The sequence below is a fragment of the Bacillus sp. 03113 genome (genome assembly GCF_006546985.1).
GTDB lineage: Bacteria > Bacillota > Bacilli > Bacillales > Cytobacillaceae > VATK01.
Map to the genome: position 1 here is coordinate 92,960 of NZ_VATK01000005.1, position 19,537 is coordinate 112,496.

Consider the following 19,537-nt stretch of genomic DNA (forward strand, 5'->3'; position numbering starts at 1 on the left):
AAGAGTATTCGTAAATAGGAACGATCTTATTTACCTCATGACTCTTTTAAAGGAAGTACATCACTTGAGACACCTTTTTTCTCTTCGAATCATTCTACAATAATGTGGTATCCACAAATTTTAATTGGGAACACTATTTATACCCTTTCTTCACATAAAAAAACCACTTTTATGACAAATTTACATTTTTTAATGGAAATTTACAAAACCTTTACAATGTGTTTAAACATTATTAATAGTCAAGCCTTATGCTAATAAATGTAAGACACACAAAGAATCTCTTAGGGGGAATTTTGAAATGAAAAGCTTTAAGTACGTAGTACTCTCTACAATGGTAGGAGCAGTACTAGCCTTCACAGCAGCTTGTGGTGCTGGTAATAATGCAGCCGATGAGAAGGATCCTGCTGATGGAGAAACAAAGCAATTACAAGGTGAAATTAAAGTAGACGGTTCATCAACAGTTTATCCAATTATGGAAGCTGTTGTAGAAGAATATCAAACACAGCAACCTGATGTAAAAGTTTCCGTTGCCTCCTCTGGTACTGGCGGTGGATTTAAAGCTTTCATTGCTGGACAAACTGATTTAAGTAATGCTTCTCGCCCTGTTAAAGATGAAGAAAAAACACAATTAGATGAAAAAGGAATTGAATTTACAGAATTAAAATTAGCATACGATGGTTTATCTGTAGTTGTTAATAAAGACAATGACTTTGTTGATCATTTAACAGTAGATGAATTGAAAAAATTATGGCTTGAAGATGGAACGACAAAAAAATGGTCTGATATCCGTAAAGGATGGCCTGAAGAAGAAATTAAATTTTATTCACCAGGTACTGATTCTGGAACATTCGATTACTTCGATGAGGTCATTTTAGAAGGACAGCCGATTGTTCAAAAAGCGACTTTATCTGAAGATGATAATGTTCTTGTACAAGGAGTAACGGGTGATGAAAATGCAATTGGATACTTCGGATATGCTTATTACGTTGAAAATAAAGACAAATTAAAAGTTGTTCCGATCGACAATGGCAGTGGTCCTGTTGAGCCTACAAACAAAACGGTTGAAAGTGGTGAATATGCTCCATTATCTCGTCCATTGTTTACTTATGTAAAAAATGAATCTGTGAAAAAAGAAGAAGTTTATGATTTTGTTAAATTTACAATTGAAAATGCTGCTGAGCTTTCAGAAGATGTAGGGTATGTTAAGCTACCAGAAGATGAGTATAAAAAAGATTTAGATGCTTTAGACGCACTTAAGTAATTATTACGAGATGGGAAGCGTGAAATAGAGCTTCTCATCTTGTCATGTGGATGAAAGGGGTTTTCACATTGCAAAATAAGGCAACTAGCTTATCTGTACAACAGATGATTATAGAAAAGAAAAAAAAGGGAAGTATTGGCCAATGGATTGGAAAAGCAATGCCATTTATTCTTTTGCTAACTGCCATCGTTTCTGTTTTAACAACATTAGGGATTGTTTTAACACTTATATTTGAAACATTTACATTTTTTGAACATGTATCCATTGTTGAGTTTTTAACCTCGCAAACATGGTATCCATTTTCAAAGCCGGGGTCTTTTGGTATTTTACCTTTGATAGCAGGAACATTAAAAGTAACAATCATTGCTGCGATTGTTGCCATTCCTATTGGATTAGCTTCTGCCATTTATTTGAGTGAGTATGCTACTGATAAAACGAGAAGAGTAATTAAGCCAATATTAGAAATATTGGCAGGTATTCCGACCATTGTGTATGGTTTCTTCGCTTTAACATTTGTAACACCTATTTTACAAAAATTAATTCCTTCCCTTGAAATTTTTAACGCGCTAAGTCCTGGGATTGTTATAGGTATAATGATCACACCTATGATAGCATCTCTATCTGAAGATGCTATGTCTTCAGTCCCAAATTCAATGAGAGAAGGAGCGCTTGCATTAGGTTCAACAAAGTTTGAAGTATCGTTAAAGGTTGTACTTCCAGCGGCTATATCTGGGATTGCTTCTTCCATTGTTCTTGCAGTTTCACGTGCAATCGGTGAAACAATGATTGTAGCTGTTGCAGGAGGTTCTACACCTAATTTGAATTGGGATTTTATGAGCTCAATCCAAACAATGACAGCCTACATTGTACAGGTCAGCCAAGGAGATGCAGGCTACGGTACAACAATCTATTATAGTATATATGCTGTTGGATTTACTCTATTTGTCTTTACTTTGTTTATGAACTTGCTTGCTCAATTCGTTTCTCGTCGTTTTAGGGAGGAATACTAATGAAATTAATCGATGAATCTAAAGTGATAGAACATATGAAACCAAGGCTTGTTAGGAATATTATTTTCAAAAGCTTGTTTTTTATAGCTACAATGTTTGGATTACTCATGTTAGGAATCTTACTTTATCGGATATTGACTCAAGGAATTGGCTATTTAGATTTGCAATTTTTACAAAGCTTGCCTTCACGAAAAGCAGAACAAGCTGGTGTATACACTGCCCTTATTGGTACGGTTTGGTTAATGGCAGTAGTAGCACCTGTATCTCTAATTTTAGGGGTTGGAACAGCCATTTACTTAGAAGAATATGCTAAAAAGAATCGCTTCACTCGATTTATTCAAATTAATATTTCGAATCTAGCAGGCGTACCGTCTATTGTATTTGGTTTATTAGGATTAACTGTTTTTGTACGTGCGCTTTCTTTAGGAACAAGTGTATTAGCTGCTGGTCTTACAATGAGCTTACTCGTTCTTCCAATTATAATTGTGGCATCACAAGAAGCGATTCGTTCTGTTCCGAAGCAACTAACAGAAGCTTCATTAGGAATGGGAGCGACAAAGTGGCAAACAATATTCAATGTTGTTTTGCCTGCTGCTCTGCCTGGAATATTAACTGGAGGTATTCTAGCTTTATCTCGTGCAATTGGAGAAACGGCTCCTCTTGTTGTTTTAGGATTACCGCTTTTTCTTGCATTTTTACCTCGATCCGTGTTTGATATGTTTACAGTGTTGCCAATGCAAATATATAACTGGACTGGTCGACCGCAGGCTGAATTTCAAGATTTGGCTGCGGCAGGAATTATTGTCTTGCTAATTTTATTAATAGTAATGAACTCGATTGCAGTTTTTATTCGTAATAAATTTCAAAAGAGATATTAAATCTATCTCTTAAAGGATGAAGGGGGCTTTTTACAATGACGGCAATGACTGAAAAAAAAATATTCACTGTACAAAAAGGTAATATGCAAGGATCTCAGCAAAGTAAAGAAAAAAAAGAAGTGGTATATCGAACGAAAGAATTAAATTTATGGTACGGAGAAAATCATGCTCTAAAAAATATCAATTTAGATATAATTGAGAATGAAGTAACAGCCATTATCGGACCTTCTGGTTGTGGGAAATCTACGTATATTAAGACATTAAATAGGATGATTGAGTTAATTCCAGCTGTTAAAACGTCTGGTGAAATTGCTTATCGCGGAAGAAATATATTTGATAAGTCATATGGAGTTGAAGAATTAAGAACAAAAGTGGGTATGGTTTTCCAAAAACCAAATCCATTTCCAAAGTCGATTTATGATAATGTTGCCTATGGACCAAAAATACATGGAATTCGTGATAAAAAGGTTTTAGACCAAATAGTTGAGCAAAGCTTAAAGGGTGCAGCCATTTGGGAGGAAGTAAAGGATCGCTTACATCAAAATGCATATGGACTTTCAGGAGGACAGCAGCAAAGATTATGTATCGCACGTTGCTTAGCGATTGAGCCTGATGTTATCCTAATGGACGAACCAACATCTGCGCTGGATCCGATTTCTACGCTTAAAGTAGAGGAGCTTGTTCAAGAGCTTAAGCAAAACTTTAGTATTATTATTGTTACTCACAATATGCAGCAGGCTGCTCGTATTTCCGATAAAACAGCGTTCTTCTTAAATGGAGAAGTGATTGAATATGATCAAACTAATAAATTATTTTCCAATCCTTCTGATAAACGTACAGAAGATTATATAACTGGTCGATTTGGGTAAGAACAAAAAAGGCATCTAAAGAAACGATATACGGACAAAGGGGTGCACGGCATAATGGCAGTTAGAGAAAAATTCGATTATGATTTAAAAGAATTGCAAAATAAATTGCTCGAAATTGGTCGCTCCGCTGAGGAAGCATTAACAAAAGCGTTAGGGGCACTTGAAACAAAAAATGTAGAGCTAGCTCTGCAAATTATGGAAGAAGATTCAAAAATCAACTTAATGTATGAAGAAATAAACGATTTTGCTATTTTGCTTATTGCCAAGCAGCAGCCAGTTGCCATTGATTTACGGAGAATCATTGTTGGCATTAAAATTGCCACAGAGATCGAAAGAATCGCCGATTTTGCTGTTAATATTGCAAAGGCAACAATTAGAATTGGCAATAAATCCTACACACATCCCATTTTTCAAATAAAAAAAATGCACACATTAACGACTGAAATGCTGCAGCTATCTTTAAAGGCATATACAGAGGAAGATATATTGTTAGCTAAAAAAGTAGCAGGAATGGACAATGAAGTAGATGATATTTACGATTTGACAATGAAGCAGCTATTAGAGGAAAATCAAAAAAATCCAGATTACGTACAGCAAATTACTCATTTTACTTTTATTTGCCGATTTTTAGAAAGAGCAGCAGACCATATAACAAATATTGCTGAAAATGTTTACTATTTAGTTAAAGGTAGACATTATGATTTAAATAAATAATTTAACAACCATTAAGGGTGACTTAATCGATGGAACAGGCACTCCGAAGATGATATTCCGTATCTATTGATAGCAATATCTATAAATACAATCTATCTTCGGAATGCAGATCATTGATTGGACACCCTTTTTTATTTAGGCTGTTTTCTCAAAGTTTGTTGCTTTTGACATAAAAAAACATTGCGAGAAACGTTTCGGAGCAGCCTGCATACACGTAGACTCCTGTGGGAATGCGAGAAAGGCGAGACCCCGCAGGAGCGTATGCGACGAGGAGGCTTGACGCTCGCCCACGGAAAGCGAAGTGTATGCAGGCTGCGCGTTTAAAAGCAACAATCAATACAAAAACAGCCTTTATTTAAATAAAAATCATTGTTTCTACCTTAAGAAATAATAGGTAATAACGATTACAGCAACTGTAAATAATACACCATATGCAAATGATCTAACGGAATTCTTATTCATCTAATTCTCCTTTATTAGCTTGAAGAATGGACTGAACATCCTTCAATGATAAAGATGACTGCTTTGCGATCATATCAATAGGTATACCTTGTCGAGCAAGAGAAATTACTTGGCTCTGAATAATGCTATTAACTTCTTTTTTTTCCAAGCCATCAAGACTAGGCAGCTGAAAATGATCGACACTCATTAGTATTTCTTCTTCTAAGAGACGCAGCCTTTTTTTAATCTGAGATAACTCCTGTAAATGTTGTAGAGACATTTGATCCAGTTCTTCTTGCAGTTGTTTATGTGGATCTTTTAAAAAAAATGAAAGAATAAGTATGATAATAGAAAAACCAAGTAAAGAAATGATGACAAACTCCAATAAATTCACCTCATTGTGTTGAAAAACTAGCTAAAAATATTTTATCATTATAATAGACAAAATTCGATTCCCATTTTCGAAGGGGACGAATACGCACGGAATATGTCGGCATTCTACTTCAAATCTCAAAAAAACGGTGTCGAAAAAAAGGACAACATTCTTTTTTATCTGTATTTTAAAAATATTTTTCCTCCTCAGTTTATACTGCTCAACACCTGCACATAATCCGACAAAATCCATTCATTGTGACAATTACGTATCAGTGCTAACATTAAATAATAGAATCATTCAGTGCTATCATTATCATTTTATTATTTTATAAAAAGAGGTGCGCTATGATAGAAGATATTATTAATTTGAGAAAGAAAGGGCTATCATTTAGAAAAATAGCAGAGGAACTCGATTCTACAGTAGGGAAAGTCCAATATCAATGGACAAAATATGTGAAAAGTAACAAAAAAAATAATGATATTCCAATAAAGACCGAAACGAAGAGTAAACAATCTCCACAATCTAGTATTAAGAAACCTATAGATTTAGTACCTATGAATCTTGAAAAACTTCCTGAGCAAATACCTATTTCTTATGAAGACTGTGTCACCACATGGCTCATATCAAAAAATAAACTATTTGTTTTTTGGAAAATCTCTTCACAAAAAGAAAAGTTAGTATCCCTTTATTTCCAGAAGCCATTTGAAGCATTAGCAAAGGTATTGAGAATTTATGATGTAACGAGCTTAATTTTTAATGGGAGTAATGCGAATGATTATCGTGAGATTTCATTACCTGAAAACAAGAACAGCTGGACATTTGCAGGTATGAAACCAAATCGCAGCTATTGCATTGAATGGGGAGTAAAATGTAATGAAGATCAATTTCTCCCTCTAATGCGTTCAAATGCCATTCAAATACCGCGTACGAATCCTAGTCAAGCGGGTGAGCTTAAAAAAGAGATTGACCGATTCTTACAACATAAAGAAATGGCACCTAATTGGATTGAACATGTAAGCACTTATAGCTATTATAATAAAGAAAATTAGGGGGATCGAAGGATGACATATCCATATTTTCAGTTAATAATCTATTCTGATACTCCATATGAATATGCTTTTCAAAAAGGAAAAGATGGGAAACAAACACTTATTTCTTTTACCATACAGTTTTTGCGACTGCTGCATTTGATCGATCAAAAACCTACCTCATACACTATTCAACTAGCCTTTGCACCTATTTTTTACGAAATATTAGATCAACCAGAGTTTCAACAGCAAGTATCTGAACACTTTGTTCAAAAAAAAATGGAGCAATCTAAAATCTATCAGGTATGGAAACAAGCGGAATACCGAATTAACAGTATTATTCGGAAGCTGATAAATGAAAATAAAATAGAATTGCTTGCTTCTCCAGCAACTTTTTCTACTCTTCCTTATTTAGCCACAAGTACAGGCATAGATTTACAAGTAAAAACAGGACTGTCCATACTTGAGGATTATTTTGAGGTTCGTCCGAAGGGGTTTTGGTTCCCTAGAGGAGCTTATGCATCAGGGCTTGATCTTAATCTGGCTTCTACAGGGATCCAATATAGCTATATAGATCAATCGACCATTATTAATGCAGATCCTACACCTAAATCTGCACAATTTCCAGTTGAATCCCCTCATGGCTTAGTATTTTTCCCTCTGCTTGATTATATAGTAGAGGAGAATGAAAACTGGAAAAAACGATTTCATTTCTTGATAGAAGAGGTTCCAACCATTCAAGAACAATCTGTCTTAAGTGTTGCATTTAATTTTGAGCAAGTAATAGAAAACATTGAAGACATATTGGCAAGTATTTCTTCTTTAATGGATGAGAACTTTATTACCCCTATGAATCCACAGCAATATTTAAACACCATGAATAATCAGATGGAAATGGTTCATCTAAGCTCATCTTTTATGGAAGGATTTGATGATGAGCATTCTTTTTCTGATGATGAAAAGTCACAGCTTTTTATTGAAAGCTATTTCTTGGAAATGGATTTGGAAAAATATGATTATTATACTTTATCTTCTAATGAAAAAAGACTATACAAACAAATGCAAAAGGAATGGATGCTGTTAAGTGGTTTAATAAGTAATCGTCACTTTTTTCCTACAAAAGCAGCGAAAGAGTATATTGATGCATACAAGACCTTGTCTACTTTCTTTTCTAAACCATTGGTTCAAGAATGGCTCGTTACAAGAGAAAATAAATTTCCAGTACTAACTTCAACTTATTTACTAGACTCAACAAAAAAGGCAGTCAAAAGCAATAATAAGAAAAAAATTCTGTTGCTTTCATGGGAATATCCACCACATATTGTTGGGGGGCTTGGAAAACATGTCCATGGTCTTTCGAACAGCTTAGCAGGCTTAGGCTATGATATTCATATTGTGACAGCACGTAGGAACGACTCAGAACTTGAGGAAATAAAAGATTCTATTTATATTCATCGTGTTCATCCATTAAATGAATTGGATCAGGATTTCCTAAAGTGGATTGGCGGATTGAATTTAGCCATATTAGAAAAAGGAATTGAACTCGCAAAAACTAATTCCTTTGAGCTTATTCATGCGCATGAATGGTTAGTAGGTGCAGCTGCTTTATCGTTACAGGAACAATTAAATATTCCTTTAATTACAACAATTCATGCCACTGAATATGGTAGAAACAATGGCATTCATAATGAAATGCAGCGATTTATTCATGAAAAGGAAAAACTGTTAATTAATGGTTCTAATTTTATTATCGTATGCAGCGAATTTATGAAAGAGGAGCTTATACAAGTTTTTCATATCAATGAGAGTAAACTTTTTATGATTCCAAATGGAGTCAGCGAGCAAGAAATTTGGCCAACAAGTGAGGTATCTTTAAGTAACATACCTGTCAATCAAGAGAATAAGCTTGTTTTTTGCGTTGGTAGAATGGTGAAGGAGAAAGGCTTTGATACGTTGATTGAAGCTGCAAGTAAAATAAAGGCTATTCGCCCTGATGTTTATTTCATTATTGCTGGGACTGGACCAATGCTAAATGATTACAGGCAAAAGGTTGTAGAGCTTCATCTTGAAGATTGTGTATATTTCATTGGATACATTAGTGATGAACAAAGAAATGCTCTTTATTCCATTTGTGACATGGCTATAGTTCCGAGTCTTTATGAGCCATTTGGGATTACCGCGCTAGAGTCAATGATTTTTGCTAAACCGACCATTGTATCAAGCACCGGAGGATTAAAAGGGATTGTTGAGAATGCAAAATCAGGTCTATATATGGTACCGGGAAGCTCCGATAGCTTGATCGAACAAGTAATATGGCTATTGGAAAATAATGAAGATGCAATTCAAATAGGACGAAAAGGGAAAGAAGCGGTAGAAAAGCTTTTTAATTGGAGTAGCATAGCTGAGGAAACAAAAAGAGTATTTGAAGAGGCGAGGACTAACTATAAAATATAGGATCGTGTTCAAAAAAAGAGGGTTAAAAGCCGAGAAGCAAGCAGATATAGAGTTTCGACAGCTATTTTTCCAGTGCTTTTTGAACAGCTTTTATAAACTTTCAAAACAAATAATAAAAAAAGGTGTAATGCTGATGAAACCAGAAGCTTATTTTCATTCAAATAACCAGATGTATTTGGACGAAAAAAATAAAAGTAAAGGACGAATAAAGGCGACACCAGGTATTTGGATTGAAGGAAAAACATATTGGCTATGGGATGCCTCCGAGAAACTGATCCCGAATGAAGCGATTTCCATTCAAATAAGACAGGAGCATAAGCATTCCAAAATCATCTACTTTGAAATCTTTGTTAGAAACCATCTAGCCACACCCAGAAATGTAAAGCTGATTATGATGCATCACTATGATGTTACAGGATTAGATCATTTAGCCTTTGTATCCCCGACGGATAATGTGATTTTTCATTTAGCAGATGACATCGTCCATTTAGTAAATGGGCATTGTAGAGGTGATGGAATGGAGCAGAGAACAATTCAGCCATTATGGAATCTCTATTCTGATCGTTTATGGAATAACTCTGAAAAAGGTGTGCTAAAATATCAGCCGATGGGAAAAGGGGCGACAGCTAGTATATTTACGTTAAATATGAATATAGACAGCAAGGAAACGTGTGAATGCAGCTCATGGGTTATTTCTAGCAGAAGTAAATTGGAAGTAATGGGATTAAATCATGTACTTTTGAAAAACACACTAGCATTTCCAAATGAAAAATGATATTATAGAAAAGTCGTATGAACGAACTAGCTATTATTTAGTTTGGAGGGAAATTACATGCGTGTAAATATTACGTTAGCTTGCACAGAATGTGGAGATCGTAACTATATTTCTAAAAAAAATAAACGAAATAATCCAGATCGTCTTGAACTTAAAAAATATTGTTCAAGAGAAAAACGTGTAACTGCACATCGTGAAACAAAATAAACAGTGGGAATCCTCCCGCTGTTTTTTTGTATTTTTAGATCTTTTATTTTAATATTGAAATTAGAGTGAAATATTTGGAGGCTTTCAGATGGATCAAAAACAAGCATTAAGAAAATGGATGAAAACGCAATTAGCAGAAATGACACAGCAAAAAATTGAAGATGATTCGAATTGGATTTTGCAAAAATTATATGAAGATCCCATCTGGAAGAAGGCAAAAACAGTAGGTATTACGGTTTCGAAATCTCCAGAGGTAGACACTCTGCAAATTATTAGAACATTGTGGGAATTAGAAAAACGTGTCGTCGTCCCAAAGTGTTTACCAAAGGAAAGAAAAATGATATTTAGGTCTATCACAAGCTTTGATCAGCTTGAGTCTGTTTATTTTGGACTATCCGAACCGATCGAGAAGATCACTAAGGAGGTTATGCCTGAAGAAATCGATTTATTAATCGTTCCAGGTCTAGCCTATACAAAAATAGGCAATCGTCTCGGATTTGGAGGAGGTTATTTTGATCGATACTTGACACAATATGATGGACCAACCATATCACTCGCTTTTTCTGTACAAATTGTGAATGATCTTCCAATCGGTCCCTATGACCTTCCTGTGGACAAAATCATAACGGATCGCCATGTATATTTGAAGAATTAAGTTATTTAATATGATTTTGATATTCTGTGAAATCTGTCACAATATTGCTACAAAGATAACGTTTTCATATGATGAAATTCCCTTGTGAAATAGTGTACAATTTAGTTAAAGGAAGAGACATTAATAAGTTATTAATAGTATCTTCCGAATTAATCACTTAATATCAACCAATAATAAAATTTGGATTAATAATTAGGAGGAAGTTATCATGAAAGATCATGTAAATCGTGTAGCGTTAGTTGGAACAGGGTTCGTAGGATCAAGTTATGCCTTTGCTTTACTTAATCAAGGAGTAACAGAAGAACTAGTTTTAATTGATATAAATAAAGAGAAATCTGAAGGAGATGCAATGGATTTAAACCATGGTATGGCATTCGCTCCATCTCCAACAAAAATTTGGTACGGTGACTATTCTGACTGTGCTACTGCTGATTTAGTTGTATTAACTGCAGGTTTAGCTCAAAAACCAGGCGAAACTCGTTTAGATCTTGTTGAAAAAAATACAAAAATTTTCAAATCTATTGTTGATCAAATCATGGCAACTGGCTTCAACGGAATCTTTTTAGTTGCAACAAACCCAGTTGATATTTTAACTTACGCTGTTTGGAAATTCTCTGGTCTTCCTAAAGAACGTGTAATTGGATCTGGAACTATACTTGATACTGCTCGTTTCCGTTTCTTATTAGGTGAGAAATTCGATGTTGATACACGTAACGTGCACGCATACATTATCGGTGAACATGGTGATACTGAATTACCTGTATGGAGCTGCTCTGATATTGCATGTAGCCCAATTGGCGAATGGATGAAAAAGAACAATACAACTCAAGAAGATTTAGATGAGTTGTTTGTAAATGTTAGGGATGCTGCTTATCATATCATTGAACGAAAAGGCGCTACCTATTATGGTATTGCGATGGGACTTGTAAGAATTACAAAAGCCATTCTGCAAAATGAAAATGCAGTCTTAACTGTATCTGCATACCTTGACGGCCAATATGGACAAAGTGATGTTTATGTTGGAGTTCCAGCAGTTGTAAATCGCAGTGGACTTCGTGAAGTTGTTGAGCTGGATTTAAGTGCAGAAGAACAACAAAAATTCAATCATTCTGTTGAAGTATTGAAAAAAACAATGGCTCCTGTTTTAGATTTCCAAGTAAAGTAAATAATATGTGAGACTGCCCATGGCAGTCTCTCTTTGCTATAGGATTTCTTATTGTATGGATTCAACTCGCATAATATTGCACCTTTTATTTCACACTAGAAATAGGAGGGATTTATGATGGGTCGAATTATTTCTTTTTTGTTAATTGGTATAGCAGGTTATTATGTGTATAAAAAACGTTTTAGCATTATGAATATTATTTTAAGCAATAATCTAATAAGGCGTGGATTTGTTAGTGCTATATTTAGCATTCCTGGTGTACGTAATAAAATGATGGATACAGTAATTTCAGAAGCTGACTAACGTGATAGCCCCAACAAATGAAGAAAGGTCTGTTTACTACAGCCTTTCTTTTTTAAATGTATTTTTAGGAAATGCTTACGGGCTTGTTATATGTTGGCGCAGGAGGATCATTTCACCATCGCTTGCTTCAAATAGGACAAGGAGGTGAGTTCGATCCTTTGACAATAGGATTAGGGGCATTTTACTTCCAACTGGGTCAATAAAGGAACCATTCTTTTTTTGAATGCCAAGAAAATAATTTTTGTATAAGCCTTCCCATAATTGACCGATGATTTGATCTGTTTTTTCTTTTGAAAAAGATGGAAGAGGGAAATTTTGATAGTTTATGAGCTTCGATAGTGGGATAAAAAAGTAATTTTCTTTATTGATATGATAAGTTTCTATTCCTTTTTGCCAACTATAAGCCAAGTCCTGATTAGTAATTTGATCAAGTATGTGCTTCCATTCTTTTTCTTCCTTTTTCTTTGGTTGGTGAAAAGCGGAAAAAGGACTAAAGGAAGAGTCTATCACATATAACAGATCTTCAGATATTTGCTGAGCACTAAAAATCTGTTCGTTTTCAGGATGCAGCTCAGCATGATGAAAAGAAATGGCCATGTATTGACCACTTTCTTGGCTTTGAACACTTTTATCTTGAACGATGGTGTCGGTATTTTGTTCCCATTTTCCCATCTTGCTTATTAAACGTCCATTTTTATATAATAGGCTAATATCCTGTCTTAAATACGCTTTTTGTTCTAAAATGGATGTAACCTTCCAAAGAAATGAATAGTCATTAGTATTTGTTCGTTCAGGCAAAGAAAGATCTGTTTTTGTCAGTTTAAATGAAATCGATGAATCAATTGGGAAAAAAATAATGCTTTCCTCTACCTGATCGTTTTTTTGAAACATAAACATAACTGTGCTCATAATTCCTAAAGCAATGAGAAAGATAATGAGCTTTTTTTTCATGATTTGAGCCTCACTTTAAGTCATAAATCGATTTTGCTTTATGTTTGTCCTTTTAAATAATATATGTTTGTCTTTTGTTCACATGATTATTTTTATTGAATTTAACTTCTTGTAGTAGAAAAAAAAATCGATTATACTTTTTATGTAAGCGATTAACTAAACATGTAAAAAATATGAGGGAAACGATGAAAACAATTTTTGATATTCAGCAATATTTAAAACAATTCGGTACGATTATTTATATTGGAGATCGGGAAGCAGATCTCGATTTAATGGGTACTGAATTACATGAACTTTACCAAGCTCAATTAATGGAAGAAAAGGAATATCAGATAGCTATGTTAATCCTCAAGCAAGAAATGAATAAAATTAGAAATAAAGAATTGTAATGGTATTGGAAGAGGGAGTGTGTCAGTTGGCTGAAAAATACATTATTGGTGTAGATTTAGGTGGTACAACCATCAAGTTAGCTTTTTTAAATGAAGATGGGGATATCCTTACAAAGTGGGAAATACCTACAGATAATTCCTTCGAGGGTGTTAATATTACGTTAGATGTTGCAAAAGCAATTAATGATAAGCTGCTTGAGTTAAAAATATCCAAGGATGACGTCATTGGACTTGGTATGGGTGCTCCGGGCCCAGTTGATTTAGAAACTGGAATTATATTCAATACAGTTAATCTAGGTTGGAAAGATCATTACCCGCTTAAGGAAAAGCTTCAAGAAGCAACTGGATTTTCTGTTGTCGTTGAAAATGATGCGAACTGTGCTGCACTTGGTGAAATGTGGAAAGGTGCTGGGACAGGCTCTAAAAATATCGTTTGTGTGACACTCGGTACGGGAGTCGGTGGAGGAGTCATAGCAAATGGAGATATAGTTGGAGGAGTACGAGGAGCGGCAGGAGAAATTGGCCACATGACTGCGGTGACAGAAGGTGGAGCTCAATGTAATTGTGGGAAGACGGGATGTCTTGAAACCGTTGCTTCTGCAACTGGGATTGTCCGTCTTGCATTAGAGCAACTTGGAAAATCAACTGTTCAAAATGGAACATTAGCAGAAGAAGCCTATCAAGCGGATGGAGTCATTACGGCAAAAATGGTTTTCGATGCTGCTAGACGCGGTGATATCGATGCAAATATTGTCGTTCAAAAGGTAGGATTTTATCTTGGTCTAGCCCTAAGTCATATTGCCAATACATTAAATCCCGACAAGATTGTCATTGGCGGGGGAGTATCGAAGGCTGGGGATATTTTACTTTCATTAGTTAAAGAAAACTTCCATAAATACTCTTTTAAAAGTGTAGCAGAATCTACTCAAATTTCGATTGCTACATTAGGAAATGATGCTGGCGTCATTGGTGCAGCTTGGCTTGCGAAGAATAAATAATGGATATTGCTTAAAATCCTTAGAAAGTTGATCTTTCTAAGGATTTTTTTGTACAAATAATACTTAATACAACCATAATATGGATAAAAAGGATGTTTCCATTGTCATAGACTGCTAGAGAATATATGTAAATAGTTCTATTTCATACTTATCGTGTAAGAAAATGAAACTTTTATTTTTTTTGAACGTCTATAATGTATGCCTAAACTACATCATAATATTCTAATAGTTTATTGTTTTGTTCAGTTTGATTTATTGTAAAAAAAATATTAAGATATAAGTCGCTTATTATTGAAGAATGGAAAGTAACCTATATATTCCGTAGTCATTTAGGGATAGGAGGAAAAGAAAAATATATGGCTAAAGAAGTAACGAAAAAAATTTCATACACAGCAATTGCCACCATCTTGCTTTGGCTAAAGACGTATATTGTTTATAAAACCAGTTTTGATATTAAAATTGAAAGTTGGAAACAAGAGTTTATTTTATTGATCAATCCGCTGTGCTTTCTCATGTTTGTTTTTGGACTTGGCATGTTTATGAAAGAAAAAAATCAAAAAAGATATTTAATGATAACGAGCTTTATCATTTCTGCAATCTTATTTGCGAATGTGGTTTTCTATCGATTTTTTAATGATTTCCTCACGATTCCTGTGCTTATGCAAACTAGTAATATGAGTGATTTAGGAAGCAGTGTCCATGAGTTATTACAGATATCTGATCTATTGTATTTTATCGATTTTATTATTCTCGTAAGTATGATGAAATGGAAATTGAAATTTGCACATTTTAAAGCTTATTCGAAAATTGAAAGAAGAGCTTATTTTCTGTTTACAATTGCCATTGGCTTCTTAAATCTTGGTTTAGCAGAAACAGAACGACCACAGCTCTTAACACGGACGTTTGATAGAGAAATGCTTGTGAAAAATATTGGTACGTATCAATATCATATTTACGATGCATTTTTACAATCAAAATCCTCTGCCCAGAGAGCATTGGCAGATGGCAGTGAACTATCTAAAATTGTCAATTATCATCAAGCGAATTATAAAAAGCCAAGTGAAGACATGTTCGGAATCGCAAAGGGGAAAAACGTGATTCTCATTTCATTAGAATCAACGCAAAATTTCGTGATTAATCAAACGGTAAACGGTCAGGAAATTACTCCTTTTTTAAATCAATTTATTAAAGAAAGCTATTATTTTGATCAGTTTTATCATCAAACTGGGCAAGGAAAAACATCAGACTCTGAATTTATCGTTGAAAATTCATTATACCCACTGAATCGAGGGGCCGTCTTTTTTACCCATTCTGGAAACCAGTATTTAGCAACACCAAAATTTTTAAGTGAAAACGGTTATTATACAGCCTCCTTGCATGCTAACAATAAAAGCTTCTGGAATCGAGATATCATGTATAGAAGCTTAGGATATGATCGTTTCTATTCCTTGCCTGATTATCAAGTGAACGAGGAAAACACGGTTGGCTGGGGATTAAAGGATATGCCTTTCTTTGAACAATCGATCGAGCATTTAAAAGGGATGCGAAAGCCTTTTTACGCAAAATTCATCACCTTAACAAATCATTTTCCTTTTGAGTTAGATGAAGAGGATCGTTATATTGAACCCTATACTTCTGGCAGTAAAACTTTAAATAATTATTTTCCAACGGTTCGATATCAGGATGAAGCATTAAAGAATTTTATTCAAAGGTTAAAAGAGGAAGGCCTATATGAGAATTCAATCATTGTTCTTTACGGTGATCATTATGGAATTTCGGAAAATCATAACAAAGCAATGGGAGAATTTTTAGGAAAAGAAGTAACTCCTTTTGAAAGTACACAGTTACAGCGTGTACCTTTCGTCATTCATATTCCTGGTCAAACGGGTAAAACGATTTCAACCGTTTCAGGTCAAATAGATGTAAAGCCTACGCTATTGCATTTATTAGGCTTTGATACGAAGGACTATCTCGAATTTGGGTCGGATTTATTTGCTAAGGATCGATTGGAATTTACCGTGTTAAGAGATGGAAGCTTTATCACAAAGGACCATGTCTTCACTCGAGATATTTGTTATGATAAGGGAACAGGTGAACCAACGGATGAAATAAAATGTGACCCTTTTAAAGAAAAAGCAAAAAATGAACTTGAATTTTCAGACCAAACCATAAATGGAGATTTACTAAGATTTTATCAATTTTCAGAAGGGCGTAGAAACACAGGTGTAACGGAACCTTTACAATAGCTTTAGCTTTAATTTATTAGTAAGCATCCTCAATGGATGCTTCTTTTTTAGGTATTTTCATGCTGCAATGATCATATGTATGTTTTGATGCAAAGGGGGCGAAAGAATGAAAGTGCATTTTCGAAAAGGGGATTCTCTTTCATATTATAGTCGGCTTTTTTTGATTCCTTTAAATCTCATTCTAGATTCGAATCCAAATATTAACGTATCAAACTTACAAACTGGTCAGGAAATTAATATTCCAGGATTTTTTATTCAACCATACACGCTACAGGAGGAGGATATTCTTTGGAAGATCGCAGCAAAAAGAAATCTATCCATAGATGCCTTGCTTCTGTTAAATCAACATATTCATCCAAATCAGTTACAGGTTGGTCAATCACTTCAACTTCCAGTTAGAGTGATAGATCGGGTGGTTGATGAAAAATCAAATTATCATTTTCAAACTTTAGTGAGAGATATTCATAAGCTTAAGGAAATGTATCCATTTATTAAGGTTGAAACCATTGGCGAGAGCGTGCTTGGGAAGCCGATATATGAAATAAGGTTTGGAAATGGAAGCAAGAAGGTTCATTTTAACGCTTCTTTTCATGCTAATGAATGGATTACATCAGCTGTGTTGATGTGCTTGGTTGAAACCTTTTTATTGTCTTTAACGAACTCCGGTATTTTGAGAGGGCTTGCTACACTTCCTTTATATAACGAGGTGGATTTATCGATTGTTCCAATGGTGAATCCAGATGGTGTAGATTTAGTCGTAACAGGTCCACCAGTCTCTCTAAAAAATGAAGTAGTTCAACTAAATGGTGGAAGTACGGATTTTTCAAACTGGAAAGCAAATATAAGAGGGGTTGACTTAAATAAACAGTTCCCAGCAAAGTGGGAGCTTGAAAAAGGAAGACTTAGCTCGAAGGCACCAGCACCAAGAGATTACCCAGGTGTTACACCTCTAAGTGAACCAGAAGCAATTGCAATGGTTGATTTAGCAAAGAATCGATTATTTAATCGTCTCCTAGCCTTTCATACACAAGGGGAAGAGTTCTATTGGGGCTATGAAGGCCTTGAGCCTGATGAGTCTAAAAACATGAGTATAGAGTTTGAACGAATGAGCGGATATAAGTCTGTCCAGTATATTGATAGCTTTGCAGGCTATAAGGATTGGTTTATTCAAGAATTTCATAAACCAGGATTTACGATTGAGCTGGGGAAAGGGAAAAATCCGTTGCCATTGTCTCAATTTAATAACATTTATGAAGAGACGCTTGGAATATTTTTAGCTTCCTTGTATGTATGATCCAATTTCCCCTTGTCATTCTCACCTCAAGTAATTACAATAGGGTATAACATTAACAAAAAATGTTAAGAGCTGAAGCAGTGGTATCTTTGTCCGAAAATACTGAAACGACTGCTTACACATAAAAAGGATTATTCTAGACTTGTAAAATAATAAGTTAAAATACATGATCTAGATTCATCCATATAAACTTTCCTCATTTTTATACAAAAGCCGAACTATTCGGCTTTTTATTTGGGAAAATAACAGTAAAATATCTATATATAAACAAAGGTGGTAGAAAATGACACAGTTTCAAATGAGACAGTGCTATTACTTTTTTCCCCTTTTTCTTGGTTTGTTTATGTTTTTACTTTCAGGTTGTTCAAAATCAGTTGAGATGCAGCCGCATTTTAGTAAAGACGATACCCTAGTGAAAGAGAAAAAATCTGAAACGATTAAATCTAATAAAACCATTACTCCGTTACATGTGGAAAAAGGTGAATTTTCCATGATAGCGGGTTGGATAAACAATAATAAATTAATATATGTTACAAATATTGGAACGGGATCGAATGTTTACATGTATGATTTATTTTCAAATAAGAGCGATTTACTATATACAAGCGCAGTACCGATTACGTCCATTTTTATTAGTCCATCTAAGGACAAGCTGTTAATTCAATCCACTATCGCAGCCAATAAAGAAGAAATAACGATCATTAATCAAAAAGGTAAAACGCTATTTAATCAAAAAGTGGATGCGTTTGATATCTCATATTCTTGGAATCCATACGATGAAAATATCATTCTAATGTCAACCTTTACCGAAGATTGGAATGATCAACAATATAAGATAAATCTGAATTTAGCATCCTCTGAACAAATTCATTTGCCAAACCCTTTTTCTTTTTGGATCAATAACAAAGAGGTTGTGTATTTACAATGGGATCAAGAGCACCTGAATCCGACAGCTCCACTTGAAAAAAGAATAATTGAAGATAGTCTCGGGAAAGAAATTATGTCAAATATATATCAGGTTGATACATTTCGAGATACTTTATTGACAATCTCGTTCAATGAGACCAAAAAAGAAGAAACTCAATATTCTTTTTATTCGAATACATTAAAGCCGATCGGATCTTTTTCGATTCCTTATCTGACGAATTTTTCTAATGTACTAATTCCTTTTTATAGCTATGTTCAAGATCAGAAAAAATTGTATACGTTTAAACCTTTCTACAGTGCAGAAACAGATTCCTATCATAATAGCTTTGAGCTTATATCATATGATTTAAACAACAATAGATCTTCAACTGTTATAAGTGGGCTAGAGAATGAACCAATAAGCTGTTCTCCGAATGGAAAATGGTGTTTATATGGCTTTTATTTTGAAAAGCTGATAAACATTATGACAAAAGATGTAATTCACCTATATCCTGGAATATCGGACAGTAAGCCATCTGCTAAGATGTAGAGAAATATCGATAAAAGTAAATAAAGACGCGGCATTTTGCCATTATCATTCCAGTTCATAGGAGCAC

At 34.4% G+C, this 19,537-nt stretch carries 19 protein-coding genes; 17 read left to right on the top strand and 2 right to left on the bottom strand.

Translation table 11 applies throughout. The annotated features are described in order from the left end of the window. Window positions 1-298: 298 nt before the first annotated feature. From FDO66_RS05810 to phoU, 5 genes are all read left to right on the top strand, one after another. Entirely contained in the window at window positions 299-1,261 is a 963-nt protein-coding gene (locus FDO66_RS05810) for a PstS family phosphate ABC transporter substrate-binding protein (protein WP_141431571.1), read from the top strand. A gap of 44 nt (window positions 1,262-1,305) precedes the next feature. Beyond that, entirely contained in the window at window positions 1,306-2,271 is a 966-nt protein-coding gene (gene pstC / locus FDO66_RS05815; protein ID WP_141431573.1) for a phosphate ABC transporter permease subunit PstC, read from the top strand. Beyond that, window positions 2,271-3,149: a phosphate ABC transporter permease PstA gene (gene pstA / locus FDO66_RS05820; RefSeq protein WP_141431575.1), complete on the top strand. Its 879-nt coding sequence runs from the start codon at window positions 2,271-2,273 to the stop codon at window positions 3,147-3,149. Before pstC ends, pstA begins: the two co-directional genes overlap by 1 nt. Before the next feature lie 83 nt (window positions 3,150-3,232). Then, entirely contained in the window at window positions 3,233-4,018 is a 786-nt protein-coding gene (pstB, locus tag FDO66_RS05825; RefSeq protein ID WP_220095153.1) for a phosphate ABC transporter ATP-binding protein PstB, read from the top strand. A 54-nt stretch (window positions 4,019-4,072) separates the two neighbouring features. Continuing rightward, window positions 4,073-4,732, top strand: a complete 660-nt coding sequence (gene phoU, locus FDO66_RS05830; protein WP_141431578.1) for a phosphate signaling complex protein PhoU — start codon at window positions 4,073-4,075, stop codon at window positions 4,730-4,732. A gap of 454 nt (window positions 4,733-5,186) precedes the next feature. Here the strand turns inward: phoU and FDO66_RS05835 are convergent, their stop codons facing one another. Further along, complete coding sequence (locus FDO66_RS05835; protein ID WP_258535613.1) at window positions 5,187-5,558, bottom strand: hypothetical protein; 372 nt, start codon at window positions 5,556-5,558, stop codon at window positions 5,187-5,189. Between the two features lie 335 nt (window positions 5,559-5,893). Between FDO66_RS05835 and FDO66_RS05840 the strand changes: the two genes are divergently transcribed. The 7 genes from FDO66_RS05840 to FDO66_RS05870 all read left to right on the top strand — a co-directional run bounded on the left by FDO66_RS05840 (window position 5,894) and on the right by FDO66_RS05870 (window position 12,136). Next, the gene (locus tag FDO66_RS05840; RefSeq protein ID WP_141431580.1) at window positions 5,894-6,598 is read left to right on the top strand and encodes a DUF4912 domain-containing protein; all 705 of its coding nucleotides are present in this window, start codon (window positions 5,894-5,896) and stop codon (window positions 6,596-6,598) included. A 12-nt stretch (window positions 6,599-6,610) separates the two neighbouring features. Further along, a complete protein-coding gene (locus FDO66_RS05845; protein ID WP_141431582.1) occupies window positions 6,611-9,031 on the top strand; it encodes a glycosyltransferase in 2,421 nt (806 codons plus the stop codon). Window positions 9,032-9,164: 133 nt separating this feature from the next. Further along, the gene (locus FDO66_RS05850) at window positions 9,165-9,806 is read left to right on the top strand and encodes a hypothetical protein (RefSeq protein WP_141431584.1); all 642 of its coding nucleotides are present in this window, start codon (window positions 9,165-9,167) and stop codon (window positions 9,804-9,806) included. A gap of 57 nt (window positions 9,807-9,863) precedes the next feature. After that, window positions 9,864-10,013 carry a 50S ribosomal protein L33 gene (gene rpmG, locus FDO66_RS05855; RefSeq protein ID WP_094834085.1) on the top strand — a complete coding sequence of 50 codons (150 nt, stop codon included), beginning with the start codon at window positions 9,864-9,866 and terminating at the stop codon, window positions 10,011-10,013. A gap of 88 nt (window positions 10,014-10,101) precedes the next feature. Further along, window positions 10,102-10,668, top strand: a complete 567-nt coding sequence (locus tag FDO66_RS05860; RefSeq protein WP_141431586.1) for a 5-formyltetrahydrofolate cyclo-ligase — start codon at window positions 10,102-10,104, stop codon at window positions 10,666-10,668. Between the two features lie 208 nt (window positions 10,669-10,876). After that, the gene (locus FDO66_RS05865; protein ID WP_141431588.1) at window positions 10,877-11,833 is read left to right on the top strand and encodes an L-lactate dehydrogenase; all 957 of its coding nucleotides are present in this window, start codon (window positions 10,877-10,879) and stop codon (window positions 11,831-11,833) included. A 114-nt stretch (window positions 11,834-11,947) separates the two neighbouring features. Beyond that, window positions 11,948-12,136 carry a hypothetical protein gene (locus FDO66_RS05870; RefSeq protein ID WP_258535615.1) on the top strand — a complete coding sequence of 63 codons (189 nt, stop codon included), beginning with the start codon at window positions 11,948-11,950 and terminating at the stop codon, window positions 12,134-12,136. A 75-nt stretch (window positions 12,137-12,211) separates the two neighbouring features. Here the strand turns inward: FDO66_RS05870 and FDO66_RS05875 are convergent, their stop codons facing one another. Next, the gene (locus tag FDO66_RS05875) at window positions 12,212-13,087 is read right to left on the bottom strand and encodes a hypothetical protein (protein WP_141431590.1); all 876 of its coding nucleotides are present in this window, start codon (window positions 13,085-13,087) and stop codon (window positions 12,212-12,214) included. A gap of 185 nt (window positions 13,088-13,272) precedes the next feature. On the opposite strand from FDO66_RS05875, the gene FDO66_RS05880 reads away from it, so the two are divergent. The 5 genes from FDO66_RS05880 (at window position 13,273) to FDO66_RS05900 (ending at window position 19,470) form a co-directional block, all read left to right on the top strand. Then, entirely contained in the window at window positions 13,273-13,476 is a 204-nt protein-coding gene (locus FDO66_RS05880) for a YqgQ family protein (protein WP_141431592.1), read from the top strand. Window positions 13,477-13,502: 26 nt separating this feature from the next. Beyond that, window positions 13,503-14,474 carry an ROK family glucokinase gene (locus FDO66_RS05885; protein WP_141431594.1) on the top strand — a complete coding sequence of 324 codons (972 nt, stop codon included), beginning with the start codon at window positions 13,503-13,505 and terminating at the stop codon, window positions 14,472-14,474. A 356-nt stretch (window positions 14,475-14,830) separates the two neighbouring features. Next, window positions 14,831-16,720, top strand: coding sequence for an LTA synthase family protein (locus FDO66_RS05890; RefSeq protein WP_141431596.1), 1,890 nt, complete (start codon window positions 14,831-14,833; stop codon window positions 16,718-16,720). A gap of 106 nt (window positions 16,721-16,826) precedes the next feature. Beyond that, window positions 16,827-18,014: a M14 family metallopeptidase gene (locus FDO66_RS05895; RefSeq protein ID WP_141431598.1), complete on the top strand. Its 1,188-nt coding sequence runs from the start codon at window positions 16,827-16,829 to the stop codon at window positions 18,012-18,014. 283 nt (window positions 18,015-18,297) lie between these two features. Next, window positions 18,298-19,470, top strand: coding sequence for a YqgU-like beta propeller domain-containing protein (locus FDO66_RS05900; protein WP_141431600.1), 1,173 nt, complete (start codon window positions 18,298-18,300; stop codon window positions 19,468-19,470). The last annotated feature ends 67 nt before the right edge of the window (window positions 19,471-19,537 follow it).